Source organism: Roseateles sp. (genome assembly GCF_047654805.1).
GTDB lineage: Bacteria > Pseudomonadota > Gammaproteobacteria > Burkholderiales > Burkholderiaceae_C > Pelomonas.
Map to the genome: position 1 here is coordinate 2,607,061 of NZ_JASGIV010000001.1, position 14,801 is coordinate 2,621,861.

19 protein-coding genes are annotated in these 14,801 nt (G+C 68.8%); 8 read left to right on the plus strand and 11 right to left on the minus strand.

Going from position 1 to position 14,801, the window contains the following annotated elements:
• Positions 1–54 precede the first annotated feature (54 nt).
• Together QM732_RS11660 and QM732_RS11665 are read left to right on the plus strand one after the other, a co-directional pair.
• Positions 55–519: a RidA family protein gene (locus QM732_RS11660; RefSeq protein WP_331176329.1), complete on the plus strand. Its 465-nt coding sequence runs from the start codon at positions 55–57 to the stop codon at positions 517–519.
• The gene (locus tag QM732_RS11665) at positions 519–1,010 is read left to right on the plus strand and encodes a disulfide bond formation protein B (protein ID WP_415656304.1); all 492 of its coding nucleotides are present in this window, start codon (positions 519–521) and stop codon (positions 1,008–1,010) included. Before QM732_RS11660 ends, QM732_RS11665 begins: the two co-directional genes overlap by 1 nt.
• 87 nt (positions 1,011–1,097) lie before the next feature.
• Here the strand turns inward: QM732_RS11665 and QM732_RS11670 are convergent, their stop codons facing one another.
• Complete coding sequence (locus tag QM732_RS11670; RefSeq protein WP_415656305.1) at positions 1,098–2,867, minus strand: gamma-glutamyltransferase family protein; 1,770 nt, start codon at positions 2,865–2,867, stop codon at positions 1,098–1,100.
• Between the two features lie 119 nt (positions 2,868–2,986).
• Between QM732_RS11670 and QM732_RS11675 the strand changes: the two genes are divergently transcribed.
• Positions 2,987–3,700 (plus strand): hypothetical protein, encoded by a 714-nt coding sequence (locus tag QM732_RS11675; protein WP_415656306.1) that lies wholly within the window; start codon positions 2,987–2,989, stop codon positions 3,698–3,700.
• 26 nt (positions 3,701–3,726) lie between these two features.
• Positions 3,727–4,215 (plus strand): FlgO family outer membrane protein, encoded by a 489-nt coding sequence (locus QM732_RS11680; protein WP_415656307.1) that lies wholly within the window; start codon positions 3,727–3,729, stop codon positions 4,213–4,215.
• A gap of 300 nt (positions 4,216–4,515) precedes the next feature.
• On the opposite strand, the gene QM732_RS11685 is transcribed toward QM732_RS11680, so the two are convergent.
• The 3 genes from QM732_RS11685 to QM732_RS11695 form a co-directional block, all read right to left on the minus strand.
• A complete protein-coding gene (locus QM732_RS11685) occupies positions 4,516–5,154 on the minus strand; it encodes a 3-oxoacid CoA-transferase subunit B (protein WP_331176324.1) in 639 nt (212 codons plus the stop codon).
• Positions 5,155–5,157: 3 nt separating this feature from the next.
• Positions 5,158–5,865 (minus strand): CoA transferase subunit A, encoded by a 708-nt coding sequence (locus QM732_RS11690; protein ID WP_415656308.1) that lies wholly within the window; start codon positions 5,863–5,865, stop codon positions 5,158–5,160.
• A gap of 74 nt (positions 5,866–5,939) precedes the next feature.
• Positions 5,940–6,530, minus strand: coding sequence for a PEP-CTERM sorting domain-containing protein (locus QM732_RS11695; protein WP_415656309.1), 591 nt, complete (start codon positions 6,528–6,530; stop codon positions 5,940–5,942).
• Positions 6,531–6,676: 146 nt separating this feature from the next.
• Here QM732_RS11695 and QM732_RS11700 point away from each other — a divergent pair, with 146 nt between their 5' ends.
• Together QM732_RS11700 and QM732_RS11705 are read left to right on the plus strand one after the other, a co-directional pair.
• Positions 6,677–7,240 carry a LuxR C-terminal-related transcriptional regulator gene (locus QM732_RS11700; protein WP_415656310.1) on the plus strand — a complete coding sequence of 188 codons (564 nt, stop codon included), beginning with the start codon at positions 6,677–6,679 and terminating at the stop codon, positions 7,238–7,240.
• Positions 7,237–8,205, plus strand: coding sequence for a DUF3667 domain-containing protein (locus QM732_RS11705; protein ID WP_415656311.1), 969 nt, complete (start codon positions 7,237–7,239; stop codon positions 8,203–8,205). Before QM732_RS11700 ends, QM732_RS11705 begins: the two co-directional genes overlap by 4 nt.
• Here the strand turns inward: QM732_RS11705 and QM732_RS11710 are convergent, their stop codons facing one another.
• Genes QM732_RS11710 through QM732_RS11730 form a run of 5 tightly spaced genes read right to left on the minus strand, consistent with a single transcriptional unit; the run spans position 8,206 to position 11,022 of the window.
• The gene (locus QM732_RS11710; protein ID WP_415656312.1) at positions 8,206–9,048 is read right to left on the minus strand and encodes a 2OG-Fe(II) oxygenase; all 843 of its coding nucleotides are present in this window, start codon (positions 9,046–9,048) and stop codon (positions 8,206–8,208) included. It lies immediately after the preceding gene.
• Positions 9,045–9,824, minus strand: coding sequence for a peroxide stress protein YaaA (gene yaaA, locus QM732_RS11715; protein ID WP_415656313.1), 780 nt, complete (start codon positions 9,822–9,824; stop codon positions 9,045–9,047). The genes QM732_RS11710 and yaaA overlap by 4 nt, the downstream gene beginning before the upstream one ends.
• A gap of 27 nt (positions 9,825–9,851) precedes the next feature.
• A complete protein-coding gene (locus QM732_RS11720) occupies positions 9,852–10,262 on the minus strand; it encodes a DUF6691 family protein (RefSeq protein WP_415656314.1) in 411 nt (136 codons plus the stop codon).
• An 11-nt stretch (positions 10,263–10,273) separates the two neighbouring features.
• A complete protein-coding gene (locus QM732_RS11725; protein ID WP_415656315.1) occupies positions 10,274–10,702 on the minus strand; it encodes a YeeE/YedE family protein in 429 nt (142 codons plus the stop codon).
• Complete coding sequence (locus QM732_RS11730) at positions 10,699–11,022, minus strand: metalloregulator ArsR/SmtB family transcription factor (protein WP_415656316.1); 324 nt, start codon at positions 11,020–11,022, stop codon at positions 10,699–10,701. Before QM732_RS11730 ends, QM732_RS11725 begins: the two co-directional genes overlap by 4 nt.
• Positions 11,023–11,047: 25 nt before the next feature.
• Between QM732_RS11730 and QM732_RS11735 the strand changes: the two genes are divergently transcribed.
• Complete coding sequence (locus QM732_RS11735; protein WP_415656317.1) at positions 11,048–11,944, plus strand: MBL fold metallo-hydrolase; 897 nt, start codon at positions 11,048–11,050, stop codon at positions 11,942–11,944.
• On the opposite strand, the gene yedA is transcribed toward QM732_RS11735, so the two are convergent.
• A complete protein-coding gene (gene yedA / locus QM732_RS11740) occupies positions 11,913–12,821 on the minus strand; it encodes a drug/metabolite exporter YedA (RefSeq protein WP_415656318.1) in 909 nt (302 codons plus the stop codon). The genes QM732_RS11735 and yedA overlap by 32 nt on opposite strands.
• Positions 12,822–12,929: 108 nt before the next feature.
• On the opposite strand from yedA, the gene QM732_RS11745 reads away from it, so the two are divergent.
• Positions 12,930–13,430 (plus strand): Lrp/AsnC family transcriptional regulator, encoded by a 501-nt coding sequence (locus QM732_RS11745; protein ID WP_415656319.1) that lies wholly within the window; start codon positions 12,930–12,932, stop codon positions 13,428–13,430.
• Positions 13,431–13,454: 24 nt separating this feature from the next.
• On the opposite strand, the gene QM732_RS11750 is transcribed toward QM732_RS11745, so the two are convergent.
• Complete coding sequence (locus tag QM732_RS11750) at positions 13,455–14,801, minus strand: TolC family outer membrane protein (protein WP_415656320.1); 1,347 nt, start codon at positions 14,799–14,801, stop codon at positions 13,455–13,457.

Consider the following 14,801-nt stretch of genomic DNA (forward strand, 5'->3'; position numbering starts at 1 on the left):
AATACAGGGGTGTAGCATGCCGCCGTTTTTGTTTACGCCAGCGCGCTTCTTCCCATGAGCTCCTCTGCCATCCAAGCCAAGCTCGCCGAACTCGGCATCACGCTGCCCCCCGTCGCCGTGCCGGCCGCGGCCTATCTGCCCTTCGTTCGCTCCGGCAATCTGCTCTTCCTGTCGGGCCATATCGCCAAGAAGGATGGCAAACCCTGGGTCGGCCAGCTGGGCAAGGACGTCGACACGGCCACCGGCCAGGCGGCCGCACGAGCCGTGGCCATCGACCTGCTCGGCACGTTGCAGGCCGCCACCGGCGACCTCGGCAAGGTCCGCATCGTCAAGGTCATGAGCCTGGTGAACAGCACGCCTGACTTCACCGAGCAGCACCTCGTCACCAACGGCGCCTCCGAGCTGCTGGCCACGGTACTGGGCGACGCGGGCAAGCATGCGCGCAGCGCCTTCGGCGTGGCGCAGATCCCCATGGGGGCCTGCGTCGAGATCGAGCTGATCGCGGAACTCCAAGACTGATGTTCACCCGTCCCTCAAAGCTGCCGGGCCGCGCGCTCGCGGGCATGGCCGTGGCGAGCTTCGCCGCCGTCGGCGTAGCCCTCGTCGCCCAGCACCAGTTCGGCGTCAAGCCCTGCCCCTGGTGCGTGCTGCAGCGCGGCATCTTCTTGGCGGTAGGCACGTTCTCGCTGCTGGGCTGGCTGGTCCAGGCCCGGCGCTCGCTGCGCCAGGCCGCACTCGTCATCGTGCTGCTGGCCTGTGTCGCGGGCCTGACGGCCGCCGTCTTCCAGCACGAGGTTGCCTCGCAGACCGCGAGCTGCGCCATGGGACTGGCAGACAAGATCCTCACGGCCCTGAACCTCGAGGAATTCTGGCCATCGGTCTTCATGGTCACGGCCAACTGCTCTGAAGCAGCGGCCTACAGGCTGATCGGCCTGCCCTACGAGGTCTGGAGCGGACTGCTCTTCGCCGGCCTTGGAGCGCTGGGGCTCATCGTTCTGAGCAGGCGCTGAGATCCGGCCAGGGACAGGCCATGAGGCTTGTCCTGCACCGGCCGAAGGACCGCGCCGCCCGGCCGGGCGGCGGGCAGGCATCCTGACTCACTCGCCCTTGACGACGCCCTCGCGGCGGGGGTCGGCGCCGCCGGCCCAACCGCCCTCAGGGCCGTCCACACGCATCAGCACCTGCAGACCACTGGTGAGGTCGGTCTCGACGACGTTGTGACCGCGGCCGCGCAGGTCGGCCAGCTGCGCGGCCGTCAGCGCGCCGCGCTCGACGATCAGCGAGCCGCCGTTGAAGTGACCGAAGTTGGGCAGGTCCACCGCCTGCTGCACCGGCAGGCCCCAGGCCAGCGCGCCGGTCAACACCTTGGCGACGTAGTGGATGATGACCGGCCCGCCCGGTGAGCCGGCCACCATGAGCAGCCTGCCGTCGGGGCCGAATACCAGTGTCGGCGCCATGCTGGAGCGCGGCCGCTTTCCGGCCTCGACGCGGTTCGCCACCGGTCTGCCGTCAGCGCCCACTGGGTTCAGCGAGAAGTCCGTCAACTGATTGTTCAGCATGAAGCCACCAGGCAGCCCTGTGCCGCCGTCGCTCATGACACGGTTGCCGAAGGCCGACTCGACGCTGGTCGTCATGGCCACCGCATGGCCCTCTGCGTCGACGATGCTGACGTGGCTGGTGCCGGCCTCGAGCTGCTCGGCCTGCGGCGCCAGGGCCTGCTTGATGCGCGCCGGCTGGCCGGCCGTGGCGATGCCCATGGCATGTGGGCCGATCAGCTCGCCACGCCGGCGCAGGTAGTCCCCGTCCAGCAGGCTCAGCCAATCGCCCCCCGGTGCCGCGACAAAGGCCGGATCGCCGATGTACTGCGCACGGTCGGCGAAGGCCAGCTTGGCCGACTCCGCATAGGCGTGCATCCAGTCGGCCGTGATCCCCCGGGCCGAACGGGCAGCCGGCTGGGTGTCCAGCAGGCCGAGAATCTGCATCAGCGTCAGATGCCCCGAGGTCGGTGGGCCGAAGCCGCAGACGCGATAGCCGCGCCAGTCGTTGCACAGCGGCGGGCGCAGCACAGGCTTGTAGCCGGCGAGGTCGGCGACCTCCAGCAGCCCGGGACGGGCATGGGCCTTGACGCGGCGCACGATGTCCTTGGCCACGGCGCCCTCGTAAAAGCCCTTGGGGCCTTGCCGGGCGATGCCACGCAGCACAGCAGCGTACGCCGGGTTCTTGAGCACGGTGCCGACGGGCTTGGGTGTCCCGGCCGCGTCGAAGAAATACGTCGCAGCCTGCGCATCGCTGCGCAGCGCGGGCTCGGCCGAAGCCAGCTCGAACAGGCGTGGGCTGATCGCGAAGCCCTGCTCGGCCAGAGCGATGGCCGGCTCGAACAGCTGCGCCCAGGGCAGCCTGCCATGCAGGCGGTGGCCTTCGGCCAGCATGGCCAGCACGCCGGGCGTGCCGGTAGCCAGGCCGCTGAGGATGGCTTCGCGCATGGGCAGCGGCCTGCCATCGGGCCGAAGGAACATCTCCGGCGTGGCGGCTGCGGGCGCGGTCTCGCGGCCGTCCAGCGCCTGCACCTGCCGGCCGTCCCAGTGCAGCAAGAAGGCGCCGCCGGCGATGCCGCTGGACTGTGGTTCGACGAGACCCAGCACGGCCTGCACGGCGATGGCGGCATCCATGGCCGACCCACCGGCCTTCAGGATCCGGGCGCCGGCCTCCGCGGCGAGCGGGTTCGCGGCCGTCACCGCGAAGCGCTTCGCGGGCGTCGTCAGGCTGGCCTGCTTGGCCGTGCGGGTGGTGGCTGCCTCGGGTTGGTCAAGGGCTTGGGCCGGGGCCAGAAGGCTGGCGAACAACAGGGGCAGGAGGAGACGACGCATGGCAGCGATCTTAGGCAGGTGACCCGTGAGCCTTCCCCGGGATTTAAGAATCCCCGCGAACGGTCGCCATCCATCCTTGTGGTCATGGGCCATGACGTGAAGAAAGAAAGACCTCGCACATGGATCGGCACCCCTCATCGACGCACCCTCGCCTCCTCGCTGCGATACGCCTGGCCTGTCTCCTGGCAGGAGGCCTGGCAGTCGGCGCCTGTACCCACGTCGACGTGCCCCGGGCGGACAACTATCCGACCAGCGCGCAGCAGAAGATGCGCTCGCTGCATCACTGGGACGTGCTGGCGGCGGACCTGGCCGAGCGGCTTGCCCCTCGCGTCCCTGGCGGCACACCGGTCGACGTCGACTTCGGGGCCGACGACAGCACCTTCAGCAAAGGCCTGCGCACCTTGCTACTGAGCCGGTTGAGCGAACGCGGCGTGGTGTTCAGCAGCGATGTCGGCGCGCTCAAACTGTCGATCGACACCCAGGTGGTGCGCCACTCGGTCCCCAGGCCAGACGAGTCATTCCGCTTCACCGCACTCGGTGCCGGCATCGCCGTCCTCCGCGACCTGGTGACGCACCTGCCGGCTTCCGGCGAAACGCTCACCGCCAATCTGGTTGGCGCCGGCATCATCGCGGACGTCTCGCGCATCGCAAGGCAGGGCCGAGCCAGCGGCGGCCCCACAGGGACCGAGCTGCTTGTGGCCACCGTCCTGCGCGATGGCAACCGCGATCTGGCCCGCACGGCCGACATCTACTACATCGAGCGCACCGATGCTGCGCTTTACCGCTACAGCGACGACAAATCGATGAAGACCTGGGGAGTGGTCAACAAATGAGGATGCGCACTCACCTGGCCCTTCTCATGGCCCTGGCCCTCCTGGCCGGTTGTTCGACGACGCCCCCGCCGGCGCCCAAGGTCGTCGACTTGATCGAGTTGAACCAGAAGGCCACGGACGCGCTGCTGCAGGACGCCGCCCTGTCCGTCGACAAGCCGCTGCTGGTAGCGGCCTTCGTGGACATGGACCAGCTCACTGAGTCCTCCCGTCTTGGCCGGCTGTTCTCCGAACAGGTCACCGGCCGCCTCGCGCAGCGGGGCTACCGCGTGGTGGAGCTGAAGCTGCGTGACAAGCTCTTCATGAAGAAGGGGCAAGGCGCGCTGATGCTCTCCACGGAGCTGAGCGAACTGAGCCAAAGCCAGCAGGCCCAGGCCGTCGTCGTGGGCAGCTACACCAACTCGGGCGAGACGCTGTACCTCAGCATCAAGCTGGTCAGCGCCCGGGGCAACATCATCCTGGCTGCCTACGACTATTCGCTGCCGCTGGACAGCAACGTTCGCGGCCTGCTGCGGTAAGGCGCCAGGGTCTTCGGTCGCAGGGTGCACCCTGCACCCAACCTCATGCGTCCGCGTAGGCGCGGCCCCGACGCCTGGACCGCGCCTGCACGAGGCGGGCCCGCAGCGCTGCGATGCGGCACCACCGGACCTGCTCGCAGCTGGTTACTGCGCGCTTGCCGGGAATCGAGGTGCGCTGCTCGCCGACCAGCACCAGGTGCGCGCCGCGCCAGTAGCGCAGCTTGACCCGACACAAGGCCCAGGCGAGGTGGGTGTGGAGACGTTCGCCGATTGGTGATGCGTCAATCGGCGTGCCCTGCCTCAGAGCAGAGGAACCCCGGTCTTGCCCTGTGCGAACTCCCGCGTGACGCCTTCGGCCAGCTCGACGACCTTGATGCCTTCTGGCACGACGTCAAAGACGCCCAGGTCCGTGATGATGCGGTCGACCACGCCCACGCCGGTCAGCGGCAGCGTGCAGTTGGGGATGATCTTGAGGTCCTCGGTGCCGTCCTTCTTCTTCGCCACGTGCTCCATCAGCACGATGACACGCTTGACGCCGGCGACGAGATCCATCGCGCCGCCCATGCCTTTGACCATCTTGCCCGGGATCATCCAGTTGGCCAGGTCTCCCTTGCCGCTGACCTGCATGGCGCCCAGGATGCTGAGGTTGATCTTGCCCGCACGGATCATCGAGAAGCTGTCGTGGCTGCCGAAGATGCTGCTGCCGGGCAGCGTGGTCACGGTCTGCTTGCCGGCGTTGATGAGGTCGGCATCGACCTCGTCCTCGGTCGGGAAAGGACCGATGCCCAGCATGCCGTTCTCGCTCTGCAGCCAGACTTCCTTGGTGGCCGGCACATGGTTGGCCACCAGCGTCGGGATGCCGATGCCGAGGTTGACGTAGAAGCCGTCTTCCAGCTCTTGCGCCGCGCGGGCGGCCATCTGATCTTGGGTCCAGGGCATGGCTCAGGCCTCCTTCTTCGGGCTGAGAGTCATCTTCTCGATGCGCTTCTCGGGGTTGGCGTTGACGACGATGCGGTGCACGTAGATGCCCGGCAGGTGGACATCGTCCGGATCGATATCGCCGGTCTCGACGAGCTGCTCGACCTCGACGACCGTCAGCTTGCCCGCCATCGCCGCAGCCGGATTGAAGTTGCGCGCGGTGCGACGGAACACGAGGTTGCCGCTCTTGTCGGCCTTGAAGGCCTTGACCAAGGCTACCTCGGGCACCAGCGCCCGCTCCATCACATAGGTCTCGCCGTCAAATTCGCGCAGCTCCTTGCCCTCGGCCACCACGGTGCCGACGCCGGTCTTCGTGAAGAAGGCCGGGATGCCGGCACCACCGGCGCGCAGCTTCTCGGCCAGCGTGCCCTGCGGCGTGAACTCCAGCTCCAGCTCGCCCGCCAGGTACTGGCGCTCGAACTCCTTGTTCTCGCCCACGTAGCTGGAGATCATCTTCTTGATCTGGCGCGTCTCCAGCAACTGGCCCAGGCCAAAACCGTCCACGCCCGCGTTGTTGGAGATGACCGTCAGGCCCTTGACGCCACTGTCGCGCAGGGCCGCGATCAGCGCCTCGGGGATGCCGCACAGGCCGAAGCCGCCGACCGCGAGCAACTGCCCGTCCTTCACGACGCCGCGCAGCGCCTCGTCGGCGCTGGGGTACACCTTATTCATGCCGTCTCCTGCTTATGGGGTAGGACACGAAGCGTAGCGTCCCCGGGGCGCCTGCGTCGATTACGCAGAATCGCCTATTCGGCCAGGGGCCGGCGGCGGCGCTGCAGCGCGAGCGCCCCCAGGCAGGCCGCCGCCAAGGCCAGCGATCCCGGCTCGGGAAGCTGGCCGGGCTCTGTCGGGCTGCCGGCGACGACGTTCAGGTGCAGGCTGTGCTCGGGCGTCCACGACACCTCGGCACCGCTCGCGTCGAGGAACGCCAGCGAGAAGCCGCCTCCCGAGTAGCCCCCCAGCGCGGCCTGGCCGCCGATGGGCACCAGGCGGCCGAACACGAAGTCCATGCCCTCGCCCGGTGCGAGGTCCATCGCCGCGAACTGCTCTGCCAGCGACTGCGCCGGCATCATGAAGTCATAGACGGACTCGATGCCCTCGCCATAGGCGGCAAGAAAGCGGCTGCCCAGCAGGTGCTCCGTCGCCGACGCTTCGTTGTAGATCGTCGCGTGCAGCTCAAGCGTCTGATTGGGCGCCAGCGTGTAGCTCCATTCCTTGAGGTCCCAGACCAGGCCGACGCCTGCCTGGGCGGCACCGCTGGCAGCGGCGAACAGCGCGGCACCCAGCAGCGCACGCAGGAACCGGCCCGGGCGGGCCGCAATAGAACCAAAGACCATCGTCGAACTCCTTGTTTGAGGTGAGGACCTCCACGGTAGGGGGCCACCCGCGGCACCGAATCGCCCATTGGAGCCATGGCCCGCCATGCGCCCCCTCGAACAAGGGGGGCCTGGCCGGGTAGCATCGCGGCCCGCACCAGCCGGCCATGTCATCCCCCGTGCCCCCCTCCCTCGACTACCGCAGTGCCTTTCAGTTCGCCCCCATCGGCCTGGTGCTGTCGGCGCAGCGCCAGATCGTGGACTGCAACGAGCGCGTGCTGCAGATGTTCGGCGCCACGCGGGAGCAGCTGGTCGGCCAGAGCTTCGCCGTGATGTACCCGAGCGCCGCCGAGTTCGAGCGCACCGGTGCACGCATCGTCGCCAGCCTGGATGCCGAGGGCCGCTACGCGGACGACCGCGTGATGCGCCGCCTGGGGCAAGGCGAGCTGTTCTGGTGCCACGTGACTGGCCGGGCCCTGGACCCGGCCGACCCGCATGCCCGCGGCATCTGGAGCTTCGAGGACCTGTCGGCGCGCCGCCAGATCACCGCCGAGCTGACGCCGCGCGAGCGCGAGATCGCCGCGTTGCTCGTCGAGGGCCAGACCAGCAAGCTGATCGGACGGCGCCTGGGCGTGAGCCCGCGCACGGTGGACATCTACCGCGGCCGGCTGATGAAGAAGTACGCAGCGGGCAGCACGCCCGAGCTGATCCACAAACTGCTGTCCGCATGAGCCACGCCCACGGCGCCCCCGAGCTGCCCTACTGCCGCAACTGCCACTACACGCTGGCCACGCCGCGGCCGCGCTACTGTGGCCACTGCGGCCAGGAGACCGACCTGCATCCGCCCTCGGTGCGCGAGATGTTGACGGAATACGTGGGGCACTACGTCGCCTTTGACGGGCCGCTGTTGCGCACGCTCTGGGCGCTCATCGCGCTGCCCGGACACCTGACGAACGCCTACTTCCACGGCGCGCGCAGGCGCTACGTGCTGCCGCTGAGGGTGTACCTGAGCGCGAGCTTCATCTTCTTCATCGGCTGGGCGCTGCTGCCCCAGGGCCCGTCGCAAGTCGTCGACAACGCGACGGCCACCTCCGCGTCGGCCAGCGAGCCAGGCAAGCCCCAGCGCGTGCGGGTCAAGCCCGACATGACGCCCGCACAGGCCGCAGCAGCGGCCGAGGCCATGGCCAGGAATGCCAGCGCGGCCGATGGCGCCCGGCCGACGGCTCAAACCCGCGCACGCATCGGCGACTGCGACTCGACCCGCCCCGAGAGCTGCGGCAGCGCCCAGCGCTGGCTGCTCGGCATCCTCGACAAGGGCCAATCCATGACCTTCGAGCAATGGAAGCGACGCGCCGGCGCCCTGGCGCCGTACGCCATGCTGGCCATGCAGCCCATCTTCGCGGCCTTGCTGCTGCTGGCGTTCGCCGGCAGCGGCCGGCGCTACGCCGAGCATTTCGTGTTCTCGCTGCACAGCCACAGCCTGTGGTTCCTGTCGCTGCTGTTCGCGGTAGGCATGGGCCTCGAGGGGCCTGTGTTGCTCGCCGTCTTCGTGCATGGCCTGGTGGCGATGCGGCGCGTCTACGAACTGCGCTGGTGGGGCGCGATCTGGCGCGGGCTGCTGCTCAGCACGCTCTACTTCAATCTGCTGGCCTGCGTGGCACTGACGATGGCCGCGCTCATCGCGGCCACCGCCTGATCAGGTGAACACACCCTGGCGAAGCCACTTCGTGGCGACCCACTTCTCGCCCTCGATGACCGGCGAGCCGCCATGCAGGGTTTGCGTGGCGGGGTGGGGCCGGTCGTAGCTGAAGAAGACGGCATTGCCCTTGACCGGCGAGACGTCCAGGCCGATGTCCGGGAAGATGGTGGAGCCGCCCGCGGCAGGTGTGTTCAGGTAGACGACCAGCGTCGCCACACGCTGGCCGCCGCGCTTGAGGATGTTGGGCGTGCTGATATGGCCCGGATCGAAGTAGTCGTAGTGCGGCTGGTACTCGGCACCGGGCCGGTAGCGCAGCACCTGCAGGCCTTCGCCATGGTCCAGCGGCCAGCGCAGCAGCGTCGCGATGCGGGCTTCGACCTTGCGGATCAGTTCCGTCTCGCAACGCTCGAAGAACATCCCGTCGCTGGTGCGCGCGGCATTCACCTCGCTGCCATCGCTGCCAGTGGCCACCGTTTCCGAGCGCGCCAGCCGCTTGGTGGCCAGGCCGATGATGCCGTCGCACTCCTCGTCGGACAGCAGGTCGCCGAAGACAACGACACGCGGCTGGCGCAAGGCCATCAGCACCTTGACCTGCCGGTCGCCGGCGTCGATCACGGGGGCGAAACGACTCAGCTCCGGCTCGGGCAGCCCCGGCGTGGCACCGGGCGGGGCGGTGAGCGTGGCCGACTGGCCCAGCGTGCGCGCCAGTGCCTGGCGGGCAATGGACTCGTCCCAGCCACTGCCCAGCATGGCCGCCAGGATGCTCTCGGACGCATGCCCGGCGCCGCTCTGCTCAGTGATCCAGGCGCACAGCTCGGGGGTGATGACTTGTTGGCTCATGACTTGCGACGGAAAACGAGTCGTTCAGGGGAAGACACCTCGGAGGCCAGACGATAACCGTCCAGGTTGAAGCCTTGGAGGCCCTCGGGCGTCTGCAGGCGCTGCTGGATGGCGTAGCGCGCCATCAGCCCGCGGGCACGCTTGGCGAAGAAGCTGATGATCTTGTACTCGCCGTTCTTCCAGTCCTCGAACTGGCAGTCCACGACACGCGGCTTCAAGGCCTTGCGGTCGGCCGCGCGGAAGTACTCCTGCGATGCGAGGTTGACGATGACGGGTGCCTTCTCGGCTGCCACGAGCTTGTTCAGGTGCAAGGCCAGGCGATCGCCCCACCAGTCGTAGAGGCTGGCACCCTGCGGGTTGGCCAGCCGGGTACCCATCTCCAGGCGGTAGGGCTGCATCCGGTCCAGCGGGCGCAGCAGGCCGTACAGGCCCGACAACATGCGCACATGGTCCTGCGCCCAGGCCAGGTCGTCGGCGGACAGCGTCTTCGCGTCCAGGCCGTCGTAGACATCGCCGTTGAAGGCCAGCACGGCAGGCTTGCTGTTCTTGTCGGTGAAGCGGGGCCGCCAGGACTGGTAGCGGTCGACGTTGAGCCGGGCCAGTGGCTCGGACAGGTCCATCAGCGCGCGCACGTCGGCCACGCTCTTGCCGCGCAGGATGTCAATCAGCGCAGCCGTGTCGTCGAGGAATTGCGGCCGGGTCAACGCCGGCGCGAGTTCGGCTGGCGTCGGCGTGTCGTAGTCGAGGGATTTGGCAGGCGATAGCAGGAACAGCATGGGCGCGGATTTTGGGGCCTGTTCGCCTCAGCGCCGCTCCAGCCATTCGAACACGGCCATGCCGGCCACCATCGCTGCGACGAAGCCCAGCGCCTTGGCGTCACCGCTGCCGGCCACCACCAGCGCCGGCCCCGGGCACAGGCCCGCCAGGCCCCAGCCGATGCCAAACAGCAGGCTGCCGCCGACCAGGCGACGATCCACCAGTGTCGACGTCGGCAGCCGCATCTGCAGCCCCAGAAAGCTCTCGCGCCGACGCGCTGCCAGCGCAAAGGCCGGCAGGCCCACGGCGATCGCGCCCGCCATCACGAGGGCCAGCGACGGATCCCAGGCCCCCGCCAGGTCCAGGAAACCCTGCACCTTGGCCGGCTCCACCATGCCGGAGACGATCAGCCCGAGACCGAAGAGCAGGCCCGCCACGGCGCCAATGAAGCTTCCCATGCCGGCTCCCCTCAGAACAAATGGCGCAAGACGAACACCGTCGCGAAACCCGCGACCATGAACACGGCCGTCGCCACGGCAGACCGCCAGGACAGCCGTGACAGGCCGCACACACCATGCCCGCTGGTACAGCCCGCGCCATAGCGCGTGCCGATGCCCACGAGCAGGCCGGCGACCAATAGCAGCCCCCAGCCCGCGTCGATCCGCGGCCGCAACGGCGCCGCGACTGCTGCGTAGATCCAGGGCGAGATCAGCAGGCCGGCTACGAAAGCCAGCCGCCAGCCACGCTCGCCCGGCACGCGCCGCAACAAGCCGCCCAGGATGCCGCTGATGCCGGCGATGCGTCCGCCCAGCAGCACCAGCAGCGCTGCGGCGCCGCCGATCACGAGTCCGCCCAGCAGCGCGCTTGCCGGCGTGAAGGCCGTCCAGTCCAGGGTCATGTCGCCTCCTTGGGGCAGTAAAGCGTGTAGAGCGTGCGCAGCAGCGCCAGCAGGCGCTCGTCGGCCACGCGGTAGAAGACCTTCTTGCCGTCGCGGCGAGTCTGGACCATGCCCTCGCGGCGCAGCACGCCCAGCTGCTGGGACAGCGTCGGCTGGAAGATGCCCAGGGCCTCCTCCAGCTCGCCGACACTGATCTCGCCCTGCGACATCTGGCACAGCAGCAGCAGCCGCTCCGGGTTGCCCAGCACCTTCAGCGCAGCCACGGCCTCGCCGGCTGCTGCGCGCAGCAGCTCGGGATCCAGTGATGTCGGTCGAGGCATGCCAAACATTATATATAACAATATAATGAAAGCTCTCCTGCCCATCACGGACGTCCGCATGACTGTTGCCATCCAAGCCTTCCATGACCCCGCCACGGGAACGGTCAGTTATGTCGTGCACGACCCGGCCACGCGCCAGGCCGCGGCCATAGACCCGGTGCTGGACTACGACGCCGCCGCAGGCCGCACGTCGACGCGCTCGGCGGACGCCCTGCTTGCCCATCTGCGCGCGCACGACCTCCAGCTGCAGTGGATCCTTGAGACGCATGCCCATGCCGATCACCTGTCAGCCGCCCCCTATCTCAAGCAGCAGGCGGGCGGCCTCATTGCCATCGGCGAACACATCCGCGAGGTGCAGGCCACGTTCGGCCGCTTCTACAACCAGCCCGTGGCCGACGACGGCTTCGACCGGCTGCTGCGCGACGGCGAAACCCTGAACATCGGCAGCCTGGAGCTGACCACGCTGCTGGTGCCCGGCCACACGCCAGCCGACCTGGCCTACCGCGTCGAGGACGCCGTCTTCGTTGGAGACACGCTCTTCATGCCCGACCTCGGCAGCGCCCGCGCCGACTTCCCTGGCGGCGACGCCGGCCAGCTCTACCGCTCCATGCAACGCCTGCTGGCGCTGCCTGCCGAGACGCGACTGTTCGTCTGCCACGACTACCCCAACGGCCGGGAGGCGCGCTGGCAGACGACCGTTGCCGAGCAACGCGCCGCCAACATCCATGTGCATGATGGCGTGACCGAGGCCGCCTTCGTCGCCATGCGCCGCGCCCGCGACGCGACGCTGGGGGCGCCGGCGCTGATCCTGCCAGCGCTGCAGGTCAACATCCGCGCCGGCCAGCTGCCGCCGGCCGAGGACAACGGCGTCAGCTACCTGCGCATCCCCGTCAATGCGCTGCCGAGCGCCCGCGACCGGTGAGCAGCAGCACCACGCCTACCAGTACCACGCCCGCGGCCAGCCACTCGTGGCCGCTGATCTGCTCGCCCGCCAGCGTGACGCCCAGCAGCATCGCAATGACGGGGTTCACGAAGGAGTAGCTCGACGCCAGGCCCGCCGAGGCCTCGGCCAGCAGCACCATGTAGGCATTGAAGGCGACGAGCGAGCCGAACACGACGAGATAGGCCCAGGCCCACAGCGCCTGCGGCTCGATGCGCTCGGGCAGCGTCTCGCCGCCCAGCAGGCTCAGGCCCATCAGCACCACGCCACCGGCCAGCATCTCGCTCGCGAAGCCCATGGCGCCCGGCGCCAGCGGCAGGCTGCGCTGCGACAGCACGCTGCCCACCGCCCAGCTCGCACAGGCCACGCTGATGGCGAGCAGCCCCGCCGGCGACGCCCCGAAGCCCTGCCCTTGCGTCAGCAGCAGCACGCCCACCAGGCCGAAGGCGATGCCCAGGGACTCAAGCCGCGTGGGCCTTTCGCCCCACAGCAGGTTGAGGCCGGCAATCATCAGCGGCATCACGGCGATGAACGCAACCACCAGACCCGAACCTACCGTCTGCTCGGCCGTGGCCGTGCCGCCCATGCCGCCACCCAGCATCAGCCCGCCGATGACGAGCGCGTTGCGCCACTGCCTGCGACCAGGCCAGGGCACGCCGCGCCAGCGCATCCAGCCGGCCAGCAGCGCGCCGGCGACAAGGAAGCGGCTGCCCATCTGGAAGAACGGGGGCAGGCTCACCAGTGCCACCTTGATAGCCAGGTAGGTCGAGCCCCAGACCAGCCAGGTGGCAGCGAGGCAGAGCAGCAGTTTCGGGCTCAGCCCCGGGGAAGTTTTCACCATCCAGCTCGTTGTATTCATGGCCGGCATCGTAGAAACTTCGCCGCGAACGAAACAGGGCTATTTGAAGGTTGAAGCGAGCCGTTGCCTTGACATTCAAGAATCTTCCATCCCGTTGACGAGAGTTTCATGGCCATTGAGCTAGATCTGCATGACCATCGCATCCTGGCCGAACTGCAGGCCGATGCGCGTCTGACGATGGCCGAGTTGGGCCGGCGTGTGCACCTGAGCCAGCCGGCCGTGACGGAGCGCGTACGCAAGCTGGAGGATGGCGGCGTCATCGTCGGCTACCGCGCCATCGTGGATGGCGGCAAGCTGGGCTACGCCATCCGCGCCGTCATCCGCATCGAGGCCATGGACGAGTCGCAGATGCTGCGCGCGCTGGACTCCAGCCCCGAGGTGCTGACGGCCTACGACGTGACCGGCGAGGACAGCTGGATCCTGGAGATCGCGGTGCGCGACGTGGCCCACCTGAAGGCGGTGCTGTCGCGCTTCTGCCATCAGGCGCCAACGGCCACGGCCATCATCCTGCGCGCGCTGCGCGAGCATGCACCGCTGAAGCCTCTGCCGACAGCGGCACCCGAGCCGATGACACCGCTGGCCAGGAAGAAGCTCGGCAACGAGGCGTGACCGCCGCCGCGCCGAGCGGCGTGCTTACTTGAGCAGCAGCGTGTTGACCGCGCTGAGGTCCTCGGCACGCAGCTGACCCGAGGCCTGGCGCAGCTTGAGGCTGTTGACGACCACGTCGTAGCGCGCCTTGGCCAGGTCGCGCTGGGTCGAGTAGAGCTGGGTCTGGGCGTTCAGCACGTCCAGGTTGACGCGCACGCCGACCTTGTAGCCCAGTTGCGTGGCCTCCAGCGCCAGCTTGGTGGACGCCTCCGCGGCCTCGTAGGCGCTGACCTGAGCCTTGAGCGACTGCACGCCAAAGAACGCGCGGCGCGTGCCCTCGGCGACGCTGCGACGCGCGAAGTCGAGGTCGTTGCGGGCCTTTTCCTCCAGCACCAGGGTTTCCTTGATGCGGTTCTGCGTCAGGCCGCCGGTGTAGAGGGGATAGGTGAAGGTCAGACCGACGCTGGCCGTCTTGGTGGTGCCGACGCCGGCCGCGGCCGCCTGGGCGCCGTTCAGACTGTTGTGCAGGTTCTGGCCACCGATGCTGGCACTGGCGTCCAGCGTTGGCTTGTCGCCGGCGCGGGCGATCTGGGTATCCAGCTGAGCCACTTCCAGGCCCAGGCGGGCCTTGCGCACGGCCGGGTGCTGGTCGTCGCCAGTGGCGACCCAGGTGTCGACGTTGTCGCTGGGCAGGGCGGGCAGCGCCACCGGTTGCGCCAGTCCCTTGGGTTCGACGCCGACGCGCCCGACGAACTGGTCCAGCGTCACGCGCTTGACGCGCAGGTCGTTGTCTGCGGCCAGTTCCTGGGCGACGGCGAGGTCGTAGCGGGCCTGGGCCTCGCGCGTATCGGTGATGGTGGCGGTGCCGACTTCGAAGTTGCGCTTGGCCGACGCCAGCTGCTCGGCGATGGCGGTCTTGTTGGCGCGCGAGGTCGTCAGCGCATCCTTGGCGGCCAGCACGTCGAAATAGGCCGTCGCCAGGCGCACGATGAGGTCCTGCTCGGCGGCCTCGAAGTCGGCCTGGGCGACGGCATAGCCGCGGCGTGCCTTGTCGATGGTAGGCACGTTGGCCGCGTTGTAGACCGAATACTTGCCCGAAAGGCCGGCCGTCAGGGTCGTGGCGTTGATGCCGCCACTGTTGGGCGGATCGGTGCGCGACTGGGTGCCGGTGGCCTGAAGGCCCAGCGTCGGGCGCAGCAGCGCCTCGGCCTGCGCGGCGCGCGCTGCGGCCGCATCGGCACTGGCGCGCGTGGCCAGGAAGGTCGCGTCATAACCCCGTGCCGCGTCGTAGAGCTCTTGCAGGCTCTGCGCCTGGGCCACGCCCGCGAGCAGGAGGCCGGCCGCGATGGCCAGCGGTTGCAGGATCAGGCGGGGTGCTTGGACGAGAGGCAT

Excerpts from the sequence above, each read along its gene's own strand:
- QM732_RS11660 (WP_331176329.1), top strand. The coding sequence starts at position 55 with ATGAGCTCCTCTGCCATCCAAGCCAAGCTCGCCGAACTCGGCATCACG.
- QM732_RS11665 (WP_415656304.1), top strand. The coding sequence starts at position 519 with ATGTTCACCCGTCCCTCAAAGCTGCCGGGCCGCGCGCTCGCGGGCATG.
- QM732_RS11670 (WP_415656305.1), bottom strand. The coding sequence starts at position 2,867 with ATGCGTCGTCTCCTCCTGCCCCTGTTGTTCGCCAGCCTTCTGGCCCCG.
- QM732_RS11675 (WP_415656306.1), top strand. The coding sequence starts at position 2,987 with ATGGATCGGCACCCCTCATCGACGCACCCTCGCCTCCTCGCTGCGATA.
- QM732_RS11680 (WP_415656307.1), top strand. The coding sequence starts at position 3,727 with ATGGCCCTGGCCCTCCTGGCCGGTTGTTCGACGACGCCCCCGCCGGCG.
- QM732_RS11685 (WP_331176324.1), bottom strand. The coding sequence starts at position 5,154 with ATGCCCTGGACCCAAGATCAGATGGCCGCCCGCGCGGCGCAAGAGCTG.
- QM732_RS11690 (WP_415656308.1), bottom strand. The coding sequence starts at position 5,865 with ATGAATAAGGTGTACCCCAGCGCCGACGAGGCGCTGCGCGGCGTCGTG.
- QM732_RS11695 (WP_415656309.1), bottom strand. The coding sequence starts at position 6,530 with ATGGTCTTTGGTTCTATTGCGGCCCGCCCGGGCCGGTTCCTGCGTGCG.
- QM732_RS11700 (WP_415656310.1), top strand. The coding sequence starts at position 6,677 with ATGTCATCCCCCGTGCCCCCCTCCCTCGACTACCGCAGTGCCTTTCAG.
- QM732_RS11705 (WP_415656311.1), top strand. The coding sequence starts at position 7,237 with ATGAGCCACGCCCACGGCGCCCCCGAGCTGCCCTACTGCCGCAACTGC.
- QM732_RS11710 (WP_415656312.1), bottom strand. The coding sequence starts at position 9,048 with ATGAGCCAACAAGTCATCACCCCCGAGCTGTGCGCCTGGATCACTGAG.
- yaaA (WP_415656313.1), bottom strand. The coding sequence starts at position 9,824 with ATGCTGTTCCTGCTATCGCCTGCCAAATCCCTCGACTACGACACGCCG.
- QM732_RS11720 (WP_415656314.1), bottom strand. The coding sequence starts at position 10,262 with ATGGGAAGCTTCATTGGCGCCGTGGCGGGCCTGCTCTTCGGTCTCGGG.
- QM732_RS11725 (WP_415656315.1), bottom strand. The coding sequence starts at position 10,702 with ATGACCCTGGACTGGACGGCCTTCACGCCGGCAAGCGCGCTGCTGGGC.
- QM732_RS11730 (WP_415656316.1), bottom strand. The coding sequence starts at position 11,022 with ATGCCTCGACCGACATCACTGGATCCCGAGCTGCTGCGCGCAGCAGCC.
- QM732_RS11735 (WP_415656317.1), top strand. The coding sequence starts at position 11,048 with ATGAAAGCTCTCCTGCCCATCACGGACGTCCGCATGACTGTTGCCATC.
- yedA (WP_415656318.1), bottom strand. The coding sequence starts at position 12,821 with ATGAATACAACGAGCTGGATGGTGAAAACTTCCCCGGGGCTGAGCCCG.
- QM732_RS11745 (WP_415656319.1), top strand. The coding sequence starts at position 12,930 with ATGGCCATTGAGCTAGATCTGCATGACCATCGCATCCTGGCCGAACTG.
- QM732_RS11750 (WP_415656320.1), bottom strand. The coding sequence starts at position 14,801 with ATGCCTCTCGTCCAAGCACCCCGCCTGATCCTGCAACCGCTGGCCATC.